The organism is Salinimicrobium terrae DSM 17865 (assembly GCF_000424665.1).
Lineage (GTDB): Bacteria > Bacteroidota > Bacteroidia > Flavobacteriales > Flavobacteriaceae > Salinimicrobium > Salinimicrobium terrae.
Window position 1 is genome coordinate 359,161 of sequence record NZ_AUKI01000016.1, and the last position, 15,529, is coordinate 374,689.

At 40.8% G+C, this 15,529-nt stretch carries 10 protein-coding genes; 7 read left to right on the forward strand and 3 right to left on the reverse strand.

The genetic code is table 11. The features are described from left to right. The 3 genes from lptC (at position 1) to H148_RS0107215 (ending at position 4,265) form a co-directional block, all read left to right on the forward strand. Positions 1-567 carry an LPS export ABC transporter periplasmic protein LptC gene (gene lptC / locus H148_RS0107200; protein WP_029034198.1) on the forward strand — a complete coding sequence of 189 codons (567 nt, stop codon included), beginning with the start codon at positions 1-3 and terminating at the stop codon, positions 565-567. A 193-nt stretch (positions 568-760) separates the two neighbouring features. Next, positions 761-2,047 carry a hemolysin family protein gene (locus H148_RS0107210; protein ID WP_029034200.1) on the forward strand — a complete coding sequence of 429 codons (1,287 nt, stop codon included), beginning with the start codon at positions 761-763 and terminating at the stop codon, positions 2,045-2,047. A 97-nt stretch (positions 2,048-2,144) separates the two neighbouring features. Continuing rightward, positions 2,145-4,265, forward strand: a complete 2,121-nt coding sequence (locus H148_RS0107215) for a peptidylprolyl isomerase (protein WP_029034201.1) — start codon at positions 2,145-2,147, stop codon at positions 4,263-4,265. Positions 4,266-4,426: 161 nt separating this feature from the next. Here H148_RS0107215 and H148_RS0107220 read toward each other — a convergent pair whose 3' ends face one another. Beyond that, a complete protein-coding gene (locus H148_RS0107220; protein WP_029034202.1) occupies positions 4,427-5,347 on the reverse strand; it encodes a GYDIA family GHMP kinase in 921 nt (306 codons plus the stop codon). After that, a complete protein-coding gene (locus H148_RS0107225) occupies positions 5,347-6,660 on the reverse strand; it encodes a hydroxymethylglutaryl-CoA reductase, degradative (protein ID WP_029034203.1) in 1,314 nt (437 codons plus the stop codon). Before H148_RS0107225 ends, H148_RS0107220 begins: the two co-directional genes overlap by 1 nt. 209 nt (positions 6,661-6,869) lie before the next feature. Here H148_RS0107225 and H148_RS0107230 point away from each other — a divergent pair, with 209 nt between their 5' ends. The 4 genes from H148_RS0107230 to H148_RS0107245 all read left to right on the forward strand — a co-directional run bounded on the left by H148_RS0107230 (position 6,870) and on the right by H148_RS0107245 (position 13,435). Then, complete coding sequence (locus H148_RS0107230) at positions 6,870-9,071, forward strand: S9 family peptidase (RefSeq protein WP_029034204.1); 2,202 nt, start codon at positions 6,870-6,872, stop codon at positions 9,069-9,071. Then, a complete protein-coding gene (locus H148_RS17430) occupies positions 9,071-11,002 on the forward strand; it encodes a peptide MFS transporter (protein ID WP_037324732.1) in 1,932 nt (643 codons plus the stop codon). Before H148_RS0107230 ends, H148_RS17430 begins: the two co-directional genes overlap by 1 nt. Continuing rightward, entirely contained in the window at positions 11,002-12,789 is a 1,788-nt protein-coding gene (locus H148_RS0107240; RefSeq protein WP_029034205.1) for a peptide MFS transporter, read from the forward strand. Before H148_RS17430 ends, H148_RS0107240 begins: the two co-directional genes overlap by 1 nt. 94 nt (positions 12,790-12,883) lie before the next feature. Beyond that, positions 12,884-13,435, forward strand: coding sequence for a thioredoxin family protein (locus H148_RS0107245; RefSeq protein ID WP_029034206.1), 552 nt, complete (start codon positions 12,884-12,886; stop codon positions 13,433-13,435). A 63-nt stretch (positions 13,436-13,498) separates the two neighbouring features. On the opposite strand, the gene H148_RS0107250 is transcribed toward H148_RS0107245, so the two are convergent. After that, positions 13,499-15,514: a ComEC/Rec2 family competence protein gene (locus tag H148_RS0107250; protein WP_029034207.1), complete on the reverse strand. Its 2,016-nt coding sequence runs from the start codon at positions 15,512-15,514 to the stop codon at positions 13,499-13,501. Between the last annotated feature and the right edge of the window lie 15 nt (positions 15,515-15,529).

Below are 15,529 nucleotides of genomic sequence, written 5' to 3' on the forward strand. Positions count from 1 at the left end.
ATGAATTTTACATACGGGAAAATTTTAAAAAGCATTGTTGCAACCCTTGTTGTAACAATGCTTTTTTCTTGTGAGGGTAATTTAAAGGGAGTGCAGCAGATGGATATCCCCGAGGATGCACCACAATCTGTTGGAACGGGAATTAATTTGAAGTATATAGATTCTGGTAAGGTCGTGGCGACTTTAAAAAGCGAAACCATGAGAGATTTCTCAAACAAAGGTTTTCCCTACCGGGAATTTCCGGATGGTCTAACTGTTGAATTTTTTGATGAAGATCAAAAGAAAAATACTGTTACTGCAAATTATGGAATTGTATATAATGAAACGGGACTTATAGATCTGCAGGGGGATGTAGTGGTGGTGACAAGTGACAGTACACAACTCATGGCCGATCAACTTTATTGGGATCAGGCCAGGAACTGGGTCTTTACAGATCATCCTAACACCATTAGGTTCAGGAACGGAGCAGTCAATGAAGGACAGGGTTTTGATAGTAATCAGGAATTCAGTAATTTCCGTTCAAGGTCCAATGTAGGGGTGCAAATCTTAGAAGAAGACAAACAATGATGAAATTTTCGAAATTTTTTGAATTTGCCTATTTGGCAGCGGCTGCGTTTTTTCTTTACGAGGCTATTATGATTTGGGATGAGCAACGCAATCAAGCTTACCTTTTTCTTTTTTTTGTTGTGGTTGGAATCTTTATGTTTTTCTTTAGAAGACACTTCAGGCATAAGTACGGTAACAGGAAGAAATAGGTTTTATGGCCTTTGAAATAATTATCATCTTATGCTCCCTCATCCTTTCAGCTTTTTTCTCAGGGATGGAGATCGCATACGTATCTGCCAACAAGATACATGTGGAGATCGAAAAGAAGCAGAATGATTTCTTAGCACGTATCCTCACCCGGCTTACTCGCAAACCATCCAAGTTCATAGCCACCATGCTTGTGGGAAATAATATTGCCTTAGTTATCTACGGGTTTTTTATGGGTGACCTGTTGATGAAGTTAATGGCGCCGGAAAATTTTTCCAGTGAAATTGTAGTCTATCTGCTTACAGATCTTAGTCTTATTACCCAAACCATTATTTCTGCACTTATTATCCTGCTTACTGCGGAATTTCTCCCCAAAGTATTTTTTCAGATTTACGCCAATTTCCTTCTGAAGTTCTTTGCAGTTCCCGCTTATTTGTTCTACCTGCTATTTAGTTTTATCTCCTCCTTTGTGATTTGGATATCAGATTTGGTGCTGAAGCGGTTCTTTAAAACTCAGGGAGACGAAGTGCAACTGGCTTTTACAAAAGTCGAATTGGGAAATTACATTTCTGAACAAATGGAAAAAGTGGAGCATGACCAGGAAGTTGATTCCGAAATCCAGATTTTCCAGAATGCGCTCGAATTTTCTGAAGTGAAATCCAGAGAGGTAATGCTCCCCAGGACCGAAATTGTTGCAGTTGATATTACTACAGATCCCCGGGAACTGGTAGAGACCTTCACAGCCACAGGGCTTTCAAAGATCCTTGTTTACCGCGAGAATATTGACGACATCATTGGTTACATCCATTCTTTTGAACTTTTTAAAAAGCCAACAACCATAAAATCGATTCTGCTGCCGGTGGTCTTCGTCCCTGAAACCATGCTTGTAAAAGATGTTCTTAACATTCTTATCAAGAAAAGAAAGAGTATTGCCGTAGTTATTGATGAATATGGTGGCACTAGCGGGATGATGACCGTAGAGGATATTGTAGAAGAGCTGTTTGGAGAAATAGAAGATGAACACGACCCTGTTATTCTCATAGAAGAAAAATTGGAAGAGAACAGATATCTTTTTGCGGCGCGGCTGGAAGTAGATTATCTTAATGAAAATTATAAATTGAATATCCCCATTGGAGAAAATTACGAAACCCTTGGGGGGTATATTCTAGATCATACCGAGGAAATTCCTCCTAAGGACGGAATCGTTGACATTGAAGATTTTACCTTCTATATCAAGGAGGTGTCCAACACAAAAATTGAACTGGTGGAGGTGATCTTGAATCCAAAGGATTAATTTTTATTTTTTCCCCACATTTTGCAGATTTATAGTTTTTTAATAAAGCTAAAAACGTTATTTTCGCCCCCTATATTTTTGAATTAACAATTAGATAATGGCAGTATTAAATTCAATAAGGCAACGCTCGGTATTCTTAATCGTGATCATTGCTTTGGCACTTTTCTCGTTCGTATTGGCCGATGTGATTAGGAACGGAGGGATGGTTTCCCAAAAATCTCAAAACACTATCGCTACCATTAATGGTGAAGACATTGAAAGGGAGCAGTTCGCCCGGCAGGTAGAAGCTGTTCAGCGTAATATGGGGCAAAATGCAACTACTTCCCAGGTAGTGGCCCGTGTTTGGGAAATGAATGTGCGAAGAGCTTTAATGCAAGAGCAGTTTGAAGAGCTCGGTATTCGTGTGGAAGAGGCCCAGGTAAAGGAAATGATGAGGTTAGAACTTGGGAACAATCCCAGTTTCACAAATGAAGCTGGAGTCTTTGATGAAGCCAAATTAAGAGAATATGTAGCTACTCTAAAGTCTACTTCTCCTCAGGCATACCAGCAGTGGGTAGAATATGAAAACAACCTGGCAGAAACTGCCAGAGAGCAAATTTATTTAAATCTCGTAAGAGCAGGAGTAGGTGCTACTCTTTTGGAAGGTGAGCAGGCTTACCAGTTTGATAATGATAATGTAAATATGGAATTTGTGTATATTCCTTATTCAACTGTTGAAGATGCACAAGTAGAGGTTTCTAAAGCCGAAATTCGTGATTATATTGAAGCTAATCCGGGAAAGTTTGAGACAGAACCTACGCGTGATATTCAGTACGTGCTTTATGAAGAAACACCATCTGTAGAAGATGAAACGGAAGTTAAAACAGAACTTCTGGGGCTTCTTAATGAAAGAGTGGAATTCAATACTGCGACTAACGCGACCGATACAATCGAAGGATTTGCAACAACAGGAGATTGGGAAACATTTGTGAATGAAAGGTCTGATGAGAAATTTCAGGATAGATTTCTGTTTAAGAACCAGTTACCTGCAGAGCATGCCGATTCTCTTTTTAATCTCCATGAGGGTGAAGTTTACGGACCATTTAAATTTAATAATTCCTGGAGAGTTGCGAGAGTAGTGGAAACTGCGCAAATTCCGGATTCTGTAAAAGCCAGACATATTCTTGTAACCTGGCAGGGCTCTCCCGTTGGAGGGGAGGTGACCAGAAGCAAGCAACAGGCAGAGCAGCTGGCAGACAGTCTTGCTAACGTGGTAAGAGCGGATAGAGATGAATTTGCCGATTTGGCTTCTCAATTTTCAGCCGATGCATCTAATAAAGAAGATGCGGGAGAGCTTGGATGGGCAGGTCCCGGTACATTTTTACCAAGATTCAATGATTTTATTTTTGAAAATTCTGCCGGAGAGATCGGTGTTGTTGAATCTGAATTTGGTTATCACGTGATTCATATTCAGGAGCAAACAGATAGAGAAAAAGCAGTGAAACTTGCTACTGTTTCAAGAACTAGCGAGCCATCAGAAAAAACAGCTAACAATCTTTATGCGGAGGTAACAAGATTTGAACTTGGGACTCAGGATGCTAATTTTAGTGACCTTGCCAAAGAGAGCGGTAAAGAAGTGAGGCCGGTTATGGAAATTCAGGAACTGGAAGAAAATATCCCTGGAATTGGTGCGCAGAGAACAATAGTTCAATGGGCTTTTGAAGATGATGTGGAAGTGGGTGATGTACGAAGATTTGAAGTTCCTTCGGGTTATGTGGTTGCACAGGTAACTGCCGTTAACGAAGGAGGATTAAAATCTGCAGAGGCGGCTTCTTCAACTGTAATTCCAATTCTTCAGAAACAAAAGAAAGCCGAGATTATTAAGTCAGAAATAAGCGGTAACACTCTTGAAGAAATTGCTCAGAATCAAGGTGTACAGGTGAACACGGCAAGTGCTGTGAACCGCAATAGTCCAACGCTTCCGGGAGTGGGCAGCGAACCTAAAGTGGTAGGAGTTGCATTTGGGCTTGAAAGTGGGGAAACAAGCAATCCTGTAGCGGGTGAAAAAGGAGTTTTCGTAGTAGAAGTGCTTCAAAAGATCGATGCGCCTCAAATGGAATCTTATCAACCTTATGCTGCAAGAGAAGCTTCTGCGCGTAGAACAACTGTGAATACAGAAGTTTTTGAAGCTCTTAAAGAATCTGCAGAAATAGAAGATAATCGTGCAAGATTCTACTAAGGATCTGCCGGTAAATTATACAAGAAGGCCCTTCATTTGAAGGGCTTTTTACTTTTGGTACAAATATATTGTTAGTTAAGATAACCTATTTTTCCAGGTTGGGCTAGTTTGGACTTCGAGGACTGGAATAATGGTCGAAGCCGGCATGGAAAAAGCTTCTTTTAAAGAATAATTTCAGAATAAGGCAGAATTGTAGAGTAGCCTTTTCTTTCGAAGTACATTAAATCTTCGGCTGTACCTGTGGCTAGTACAAAATCACCACCCCAGCCGCCTAGGCTTTTTACTGCTCCCGGATAATCGGGGAATAACCGGTTTTTCACCTTTTGCAGGCCGAGGAGTTGAGAAATAATGTTCTCATGTACTTCCAGTAAAAGTTCAAATTCCAATAGATCTTTGCAGTTAACGATAATATGGGTAAGTGCAGAGATCTTTTCTATTGCAGTGTCTAAAGCTTTTTTATCCTGCTGCCTGTAATGCTCAATTGAATGCCGGCTATTCTGTTTTTGATTGAGATGAACAAAAAAGAGTTGATCTTTAAATGGTGGGGCAAATGAAGTCTTTAAAATGCTGTTTTGTGATTCGTTTTTTTCAAAAGTTACAGGTGTTTTTTGCATGGCAACCGCTATATCATACCCGCTACCACCAAAAGTGCTTTCCAGGAGCTTGTATGGATCAATTTGCATCCATTTTGCAAGGTTGGCTATTAAAGTAGAAGACGTTCCAAGGCCCCAGTGTCGTGGGAAATCTGTTTTTGTATTAATTTCATAGCCGTGATTGCATTTTAGAATTTCGGGTGCCATTTTTGCTGCAGAGAAGAGTGTCAAAAATAGCATTTTTGACACCTCATTATTTTGATGCTTCTGAGGAACTTCTGAATTTTCAAGATCTGCGATCTCAAATGTGTCCTGAAACCATATCTCCCCTTTATGGTCCAAACTTTTCCATTGTATTACTGGATCTTCAGTTTTTTTCACCTCCAGGGTTTGACCAAATTTTGTTGGTAATGCAAAAGCTGTGGCTCCATCGAGTACTACATATTCTCCGCTTATCAGTAATTTTCCGTGGCTGTAAAACTTCTGCATTAGTTTCTTAACTTATTAAATTGTTCCTCCACTGCACTGTGTGAAACCTTATTGGTCTTAAAATGATTTACTAACACCTCTTTTTCATGAACAGTTGCCTGCAATTGATTGAGTATGTTCATGAGGTGCATTTTCATATGTCCCTGTTGTATCCCTGTGGTAATAAGTGATTTTACAGCCGCGAAATTTTGAGCCAGTCCTGTTACTGCTACTATCTTCATCAAATCCTCGGCCGAAGGTTTTTGAAGGATCTCTAAGGCGATCTTTGAAAGTGGATGTAAACCTGTAAGGCCTCCCACAGTTCCCAAAGCCATTGGAATTTCCATCCAAAACCTGAACCGTCCATCCCTCACATCGACGTGAGAAAGGCTGGTGTATCTTCCATCTTTCGAAGCGTAAGCATGAATTCCGGCTTCCACAGCTCTAAAATCGTTACCCGTTGCCAGGACAACTGCATCAATTCCATTCATGATGCCTTTGTTGTGGGTCACCGCACGATGAGGTTCTGCCTCGGCAATTTTTAAAGCCCTTACAAATTTTGCTGCAAAATCTTCGCCGCTCATTCCATGATCGGCCAGTTCTGTGACGGGGCAGGAGACTTCGGCCCTTACGATACAATCGGGAACATAATTGGAAAGGATGCTCATTACTATCTCTATTTCCTTTTCTGAAGCATCAAATGCTTCGTGACTTTTAGCTTCGGCCTGGAAGGTCTCAGCAAAACGTTCAAGACAGGAGTTAATGAAATTGGCACCCATAGAATCCTTAGTTTCAAAGGTGCAGTGGAGCTGATGGTAGTTTACCAAAAGATCAGTTTTATCCCGAAGTTCGATATTCACTACTCCGCCACCTCTTTTTTCCATGTTCCGGGTAAGAGGAGTAACGGCCTCCAGTAATTGTGGTTTGACTTTCTTAAAAAAATACTGAAGCTTCTCCCGGTCCCCAGAATACATAAAATGTACCTGACCAATTTTTTGGGTTCCCAGTACTTCGGCTTTAAAGCCACCGCGCGAACCCCAAAATTTAGCAGCCTTGCTGGCCGCAGCAATTACCGAACTTTCTTCTATAGCCATAGGGATGGCGTAAAGTTGGTTATTGATGAGGAAATTTGGTGCAAGCCCAAATGGGAGATAATAGTTCGTAAGTGTATTTTCTGTGAACTCCTCGTGGAGTTGTTGCAGGCTGGAATTGGAGTTCCAGTATTGAGTTAATATCTCTCTGGCCTTTTTATTGTTCGCCAGGTAAGTTTTGCTAAGCCATTCAATTTTTTCCTCCTTTGAAAGCCTGGAAAAGCCCGAAATTGGATTGATCATTACATTATTTTTGGAAGCCCAAAGATACAACTACTGAAACAAACGCTGAGGGATATAAAAATTTGTAAAAACACCAAAAGATACTTTGACCTTTTTTTCTTTTTCATCCCTTTACCTCATTAACATCTTCTTATGATTTAACACGAAAATTCCTGTTTTTTAGCCGAATTTTCACTAAACTTGGCAAGCAAAATTTTTAAACGCAAATAATGAAGTTGACCCACGGGCTTTTGGCCCTTTTTCTTTCGGCTACAACGGTACTCACTGCACAGAAAAAAGAAATCACACTTGAAGATATTTGGGGAGGCACTTTTCAACAGGAAAGAATGGAGGCTCTGCAATCCCTGGATAATGGAGAGGAATATGTGGTGCTTAATTTTGATCGCAGCGCCGGCACCTCGGCCATTGACGTTTACTCCTATAAAACAGGAGAGAAAACACGTACTATAGTGAATAGTAAGGATCTTGAAGAGATCCAGTATTTTTCTAACTATGAATTTAGTGAAAATGAAAACAAGCTGATATTAGGAACAGAAATAGAATCAATCTACAGACGTTCAACCCGCGGAATTTTCTACGTTTACGACCTGCAAAACGGGGAGCTTAAAAAGATTTCCGACCAAAAAATTAAAGAGCCTACCCTGTCACCCAATGGGGAGAAAGTGGCCTATGTCTTCGAAAATGACATATACGTTAAAAACCTTTCTTCGGGGGAAGTAACACAAGTTACTACCGATGGGGAAATGAATAAGATTATCAATGGTGTGGCTGACTGGGTGTACGAAGAAGAATTCTCTATTGTTCGCGCCTTCCAATGGAACAAGACAGGTGAGAAAATTGCCTTTTTAAAGTTCGATGAAACTGATGTGCCTGAATTTTCAATGGATGTATACGGACAGGATCTTTATCAAACTCAGACCACTTTTAAATATCCTAAAGCAGGTGAAGAGAATTCTGAAGTAAGCCTCCATATTTATGACCTTCAGCAAGAAGAAATTTCAGATGTTGATCTTGGAGATTTTGAAGATTACTACATTCCGAGGATAAAATGGACCAATGATGCAAACATTCTGAGTGCTCAGGTTTTAAACCGCCACCAGAACGTTTTAGATCTCTTGTTCGTAAATGCTGAAACAAACGAAGCTAAGGTGGTGCTCACAGAAACCGATGGGGCCTATGTGGACGTGACCGATAATTTGACATTTTTGGAGGACAACAGCTTTATCTGGACCAGCGAAAGGGACGGCTGGAACCACATTTATCTTTATGACAATACAGGAAAATTGAAGGAACAGGTCACCCGTGGAAATTGGGAAGTGACTGATTATTACGGGCTGGATCCAAAGACAAAAACCATTTTCTACCAAAGTACCGAAAATGGAAGTATCAATAGGGATGTTTTTTCGGTCAAAACGAGCGGAAAGAATAAAAAACAGCTAACAGAACAGGTGGGGCAGAATAGTGCTGACTTTAGTGCGGACTATACCTACTTTATTAATACTTATAATAGTGCTACTACTCCATACGAGTTTTCTTTGCGTAGAGCGAAGGATGGAGAGATGGTAAGGGAGATTCTTAACAACGAGGAACTGCTCTCACAAATCGCTCAGTTTACCTATACACCCAAAGAGTTTACAACCCTAGAAGTGAATGGCAATGAACTGAACATGTGGATGATCAAGCCCCCAAACTTCGATGAGACGAAAGAATATCCTTTGTTTGTAGCGCAGTATTCAGGCCCTGGTTCACAGGAAGTGGGAAATCGCTTTAATAGCACAAACGACTACTGGTATCAAATGTTAGCAAGTAAAGGTTACTTCGTGGTGGGGATTGATCCCCGTGGTACCGGTTTTAAAGGTGCTGCCTTTAAAAAGGTAACTCAGAAAGAACTCGGAAAATTTGAAGTCGAAGATATTATTGAAGCAGCCAGGATCCTTGGCGCTCGTGAATATATTGATGAGGACAATATGGGAATATGGGGCTGGAGTTATGGAGGCTTTATGTCTTCAAATGCTCTGCTAAAAGGAAATGATGTTTATAAAATGGCTATTGCCGTTGCACCTGTGACCAGTTGGAGATTTTATGACACAATTTACACCGAACGGTATATGACCACTCCCCAGGAAAATCCTTCCGGTTATGATGAGAATTCACCCATTAATCATGTGGAAAAGTTAAAAGGAGATTATCTGCTTATCCATGGTACGGGAGATGACAACGTTCATGTACAGAACACTATGAGAATGATAGAGGCGCTGGTACAGGCAAACAAACAGTTTGACTGGGCAATTTATCCCGATAAGAATCATGGTATCTATGGTGGTAATACCCGTTTGCACCTTTACACTCTTATGACCAATTTTATTGAAGAAAATTTACAAGTTAATTCCAATATCAAATCATCCCTATAATGGCACAGGCAGCAACAGCACCTCAAAACCGTGAATTATTTGGTCACCCGGTTGGTCTATATGTTTTATTTTTCACAGAAATGTGGGAACGTTTTTCCTACTATGGGATGCGTGCCATCCTGGTACTTTATCTTGTAAGTGCTACAACTGGAGGTAATGCGGGTCTGGGATGGACAGGAAGTGAAGCAATTGCCCTTTATGGCTGGTATACCATGCTTGTATATGTGGCTTCGATCCCAGGAGGAATAATTGCCGATAAGCTGCTTGGACAGAAAAAGGCGGTGCTATGGGGAGGAATTATTCTGGTACTGGGACACGGGATCCTGGCAGTCGAAGAGATGTGGGCTTTTTACTCCGGTCTGGGATTAATAATAATAGGTGTTGGACTATTAAAACCCAACATTTCCACAATGGTAGGAGGCCTGTATCGAGAAGGAGATTTACGTCGAGATAAAGGGTTTACAATTTTTTACATTGGGATAAATTTGGGAGCTTTTCTTTCCAGTATTATCGTGGGGTATGTTGGTGAAGAGATTGGATGGCACTGGGGCTTTGGACTTGCAGGAATAGCCATGGCATTTGGTCTTCTGGTGTACATGTGGGGACAAAAATATCTTATTGAAGTAGGGAATTTATTATCAAAAGCAGAGCGTAGTGAAGGAGCCTCTATGGGTGGGATGTTTAAAGAATTACTGAAATCGCCTCTTCAGTTAGTTATCACCTCTATCTTAATGATCCTTTCCGTTTATTACCTAATAGTTGAATCCATTCCTTATGGATTACTGTTTATCTTCCTGACTCTGGTGACGGCTCTAATGTTAATGGTATATAAAGATCTTACGACGCAAGTTATGAAGGATAGATACGTCGTCATGATCCTGTCCTTCCTTTTAGTGGTCGTTTTCTGGGGAGCTTTTGAGCAAGCCGGTGGATTGATGAATATTTACGCTCTTGACAAAACCGACAGAACTTTTTCTTACTCTTTACCGCTTATCGGTAGCGAAGTTCCTGCCACGTGGTTTCAATCGCTAAATGCTCTGTTCATTATCATTTTCGGAGTTGCAGTTGCAAACTTCTGGGCAAAAAGAAAACTTAAGAACAAAGAGGCATCTTCAATCTTTAAGATGGCAATTGGAGTTATTATCATGGGCTTTGGTTTCGTCTTCATGGCAATGGCTGCAGAGAATTATGTGCCCAATGAAACTAAATCGGCAATGTACTGGCTTGTTCTTGCCTATCTTTTCCATACCATTGGAGAACTTTCTGCTTCGCCTGTGGCACTATCATTTATTACCAAACTTGCTCCCGTAAAGTATGCTTCCTTAATGATGGGAGTTTATTTTGCGGCGACGGGTCTAGGGAATAAAGTAGCAGGACTCATTGGGGAATTTTCTCAAGGTGAGCCCGTGGTTGTGATTCTAGCAGTAGACGGATCGGAAGTATCTGAAACCTTTCAGATAAATGATTCTGTTTTTGCTAAAAATCAGGATTTTAGAATGACAGGTGAGATTTATGAGGAAGATGGACAGATCCGGGTGCGCGAAATGAACACTGGAGAGCCCATCTTAGATTACGTTGCCTTCGATGACGAGGAGAATAAAAGTTTAATTCTTGAATCCCTTCGCGAGGAGGAAGTTACTGAACAAGATCCCTACCAGGTTGTCATTGACTTTAAAAAGAGTGAGGATCTAAGTGAGTATAGCGGGAATTTCATTATAGATGAAGTACAGACCGATATGGAATATAGAACCTTTTGGGGGATTACCATTTTCACAACCCTTTTTGGTTTAATTGTGATCCTGCTCCTAAAACCTCTTAAACGTCTTACACACGGAGTTGAGGATGAAGAGAGAGAGCTACCACAACAGGAGAATTTTGAGCTTGGAGACGAAGATCTTGTAGATAAAGAAGATAAAAAAAGAAAAAAATAATGGCAGCGACGGTTCCAGCGGCAGAGAACGATTTTTTTAAATCCAAAGTCTTAGGCCATCCCGCCGGCCTGTTTGTTCTTTTCTTTACAGAAATGTGGGAACGCTTCTCATTCTACGGAATGAGAGTGCTTCTTATTAACTTCCTTACAATGGCTATTGTTGGAGTTGATAATCCCGGCTGGGGTTGGAGTGCAGAGAATGCAGGTGCTCTTTTCGGAACCTATGCAGGATTGCTTTACCTCACTCCAATTGCGGGTGGTATTATTGCGGATAAAATTACCGGCTATCGTTGGGCAGTAGTTATTGGTGCAGCGATTATGACTTTGGGTCATGCTTCTATGGCCTTTGAAACAGAATTCTCCCTCTACTTTGGTCTTGCCTTGCTTGTGATAGGTACAGGTTTTTTTAAGCCGAATATTACCTCTATCATTTCTGAAATGTATGACGGCAAACCTGATAAAAAAGATGGTGCCTATACTATCTTTTATATGGGTGTAAATGCCGGCGCATTCTTTGGAATGCTGCTGTGCGGCTATCTGGCCGAAAGGGTAGGATGGAGCTGGGGCTTTGGTCTTGCCGGAATTTTTATGTTATTGGGAACCCTGCAGTTCTGGCTTGCAAAACCGCTTTTTGGAAATATAGGTGGAGTACCAGATAAAGCTAAACTGGCCGAAGAAAAGCGCAAAGAAGAAGCATCGGGGATAAAGGACCATTCTCATAACCCGTTTACCCTCCTGGATAAAATCCTTATTGTTGCAACCTCGGTAATTGGGTTGCTTTATTTGATTAATGATCCGGTTTCCAGGATTGGCAGTTTAAATCTTCTGCCTGCAGTTATGCCATTTGACTTTCGGGGAGAGCCTTTTTCGGGGCCGCTTGCATTAGCTTTAATTGGGCTTGTATTGTTTCTCTTCCTTGTAATTTCAAGAATTTCCCGCTATGCAAAAATAGTTCGTGACCGAATGATCGCGGTAATTATTTTTGCCTTTTTCACAGTATTTTTTTGGATGTCATTTGAGCAAGGAGCTACATCACTTATCATTTTTGCCCGTGATTCTGTAGATCGTATCCTGACTGGAACCGGTGCTACAGTGTTTAACGTATTTAATACGCTTCTGACCGTGGTTCCGTTGATGATAATCACCTGGGTGCTCTTCTTGTTGTGGAAGCAGACATACAAGCGTGTTTTAGGTTCTAACATTGTGCTGGTCATTTGTTTTGGGCTTATTTGGGCAGTAGTGATCTGGATGTTGGTGAGAGATTTTCAGGGAGATAAGACCGAGATCACCGTTTCCTGGTTCAGTATTATTAACTCTTTCTTTATTATTGTCTTTGCTTCCTTCTTTTCAAAATGGTGGGAAAGCAAGTATAATCCTTCCGCAGCATGGAAATATAGTTTTGGTTTGATACTCTTAGGATTAGGATTTGGATTGCTGGCTTTTGGTTCCCATGGAGTTGCCGAAGGTGCAAAAGTGAGTATGGTTTGGCTTATTCTGGCTTATCTATTCCACACCCTTGGTGAACTTTGCTTATCACCGCTCGGGCTTTCTTATGTAAGTAAACTGGTGCCGGCGAGGATGATTGCGTTTATGTTCGGGATGTGGTACCTGGCGATTGCAATTGGTAATAAACTTGCTGGTTCTTTTGGAGGAATGATCAATAAAATTTCTGAAGAGTACAGTTTATCTGTCTTCTTTCTTATTTTCACTGTAGTTCCAATAGGCGCAGGAATATTGGTCGCTCTTTTAAATCCTTTACTGAAGAAATTGATGCACGGGATTAAATAAATAATTCTTAAAAATTTATTTTTACGCCCTTCTCTGTGGAGGGCGTAAATTTTTTAAAATTAGGAACGACTATTGCTAAGGAGAAAGAAAAAGCATGGAAAAAATTATTCTCAGCATTGTTATTTTGCTTTTTATGGCACCCGCTGTGGTTTCCCAGGAGATTAGGTGGATGACCATGAATGATGCACTTGAGGCTCAAAAGAAAAAACCGAAAAAAATATTTCTTGATGCTTACACCACGTGGTGTGGCCCCTGTAAATTACTTGATAAAAATACTTTTTCTAATGAGGATGTTATCAAGTATATAAACAAACATTACTATCCTGTAAAATTCAATGCCGAAGGTGTAGAAGTGGTAAATTACCGGGAGCACACTTTTACCAATCCGGAGTACGACCCCCTTAGGAAAGGACGCAACAGCACCCATCAGTTTGCCCGGGCCATGAAGATCACGGGTTATCCCAGCCTTGTCTTTTTTGATGAAAAAGGAGCTCTTATTGGTCCCATCCCCGGCTATAGAAATCCGCACCAACTCGAATTGTTTCTTAAGCTCTTTGTTGATGAGGATTACAAGAAGATCAACAGCCCTGAAGCCTTCCAGACTTATTCGGCAGGATTTGAAAACGAATTTAAGGTTTCAAACTAAATTTTAATACCCTTCCCTTTCTATACCTCATTTAGATTTTAATCGTTGTAAAATCTTTTTCTTTTATTCAATAATATATGCTCCATTTTCCCCGGTATAATGGAAAAAAACATCGTTTTCCGCAGCAGTTATTTTCCATCTTTTTATAAAAGAAGGGTAATTGCTGCCATCGGCAATGATAACTTGCGGCTTATTGTCTTTTAAAACCCGTTCCAGGTTCAGTCGGGGAGAACCGGTGAGAAGCAGATAAGGTTTGGAGGGAATTGTTTGTGGAAGAATTCCGGAGCTGTCAAGTACTATCAAAAAATGCTCTTTTAGAAGGTATACGTTCTCCAGGTTTTTTTCTTCCAGGTTTGAAAATTTTTGGCCTACCATGTAATTCCGGAGAAGTTTCAGGTCCCTTGCAGTTGCCGGAAGATCATGGTAGACTTCAAGTTTCTTGGAATTCTGTTTTGCAATTATGCTGCTTCGGCTTTTATGGAAGATAATTAGCTGCTCGTCCTGTTGAAATTCAGAAAAAAGATAAATTACCTGAAGAACGACCACACTGAAAAGAACGGCTATGATTCTTTTATACTTGAAAGTTCGCCATAGCAGAAAGATTAGGAAAAAGAAAAAATACCAGCCAAACACCTCGGACAGGTTAAATGGAATATCCTTAAAAAGAAATTTTTCGTGGCCTGCAATCCAGTCTACTGTTCTAATAAGAATTTTAATGATGTACTCATAAGTGATGGCAAGAAAAGAAGGCAATATATTTATAACAGCCAGAATAATTACCAGCACACCCATCATAAGGATGAGGCCCAGAAATGGAAGGATGAGCAGGTTTGTAAGGAAGAAAAGTCCGGGGAACTGGTGAAAGTAATATAGACTGAGAGGTAGAACTCCCACCTGAGCGGCAATTGTAACTGTAAGCAAATCCCAAAAATATTTCATGATCCTGTTAGGGGGAGAGTATAGACGGCGCAACAAAGGTTGAAAAAGTATAATGGAAAGCACTGCAAGGTAGCTCAACTGAAATCCTACTTCGAAGACCCATTGTGGCCTAATGAGCAGTAGCAGCATAAGGGACAGAAAAATGGAATTTAGTGAACTTGTGCGCCTGTTGATCTCCAAACCAACCGCCAGGAAACTGAACATGGTCACCGACCTCACCACCGAAGGAGAAAGTCCTGCAAGCACAGCGAATCCCCAAAGGCATACGATGATACATAAAGTCTTTATGATTTTGCCATTTTTGATCCTTGTAAGAGGTTTGAATAGCCAATGAAGGAGCAATAAAATAATTCCCACATGCAACCCTGAAACCGCAAGGATATGAATGGCTCCCGATGCCGCAAAGTTGTTGTAGGTTTCGGCAGAGATATCCTGCTTTTGACCTAGTAAAAGAGCCTGCACTAGTGACAACTCCTCCTTTCCAAAATTATTTTCTTTAAGAGAAGTTGTAATTTTCTTTCGGAATTTTGCGGCTGCAATCTGCAGTCCGGTTTCAATATCGGGTAATTTAGTGTAGATCCCTTCCCGGAAATCGGTTTGGCGCCAAACTCCTTTACGGGACATAAAAGTTGAATAATCGAATTGGTGAGGATTGAGTGGAGAAGCAATAGGTTTTATAGACGAGGAAAGCAGGATTTTCTCACCTTCCAAAAAGGGGTTTTTAAGACTGTCTTTTGGAATAAGCAATAAGAGCTTCCCATGCGACGCTTCTCCATTTACCGATTCAACTTCGGCTATGAATTTATTACTGTAAAGATCCGGCTTCAGGCCTTCTTTGATGCTGAGCTTCAGGAGGGGGATTTCTTCCGAAGAAACCTTGTTAAGATAATGTTGTGGCTGATTTTCCGGCAGATGAAGACTGGTAACAAAAATTCCGAGGAGAAAAAAGAGGATCAAAACACTACTTCCGAAGAAAAGATCGGGGAAAAGCAGCTTCCTAGCCCTAAAGTAAGCGAGACCAAATAAAAATAGTCCCGGCAGCAGTGTCAAAAGTGCCAGTTCCAGGGATAATTCCAGAAAGAATCCGCTGCAAATTCCGAGTAGCAGCAAAAGAGTAAGCCGAATAATTGCTGTGTTCAAATTATTATCTGTCAG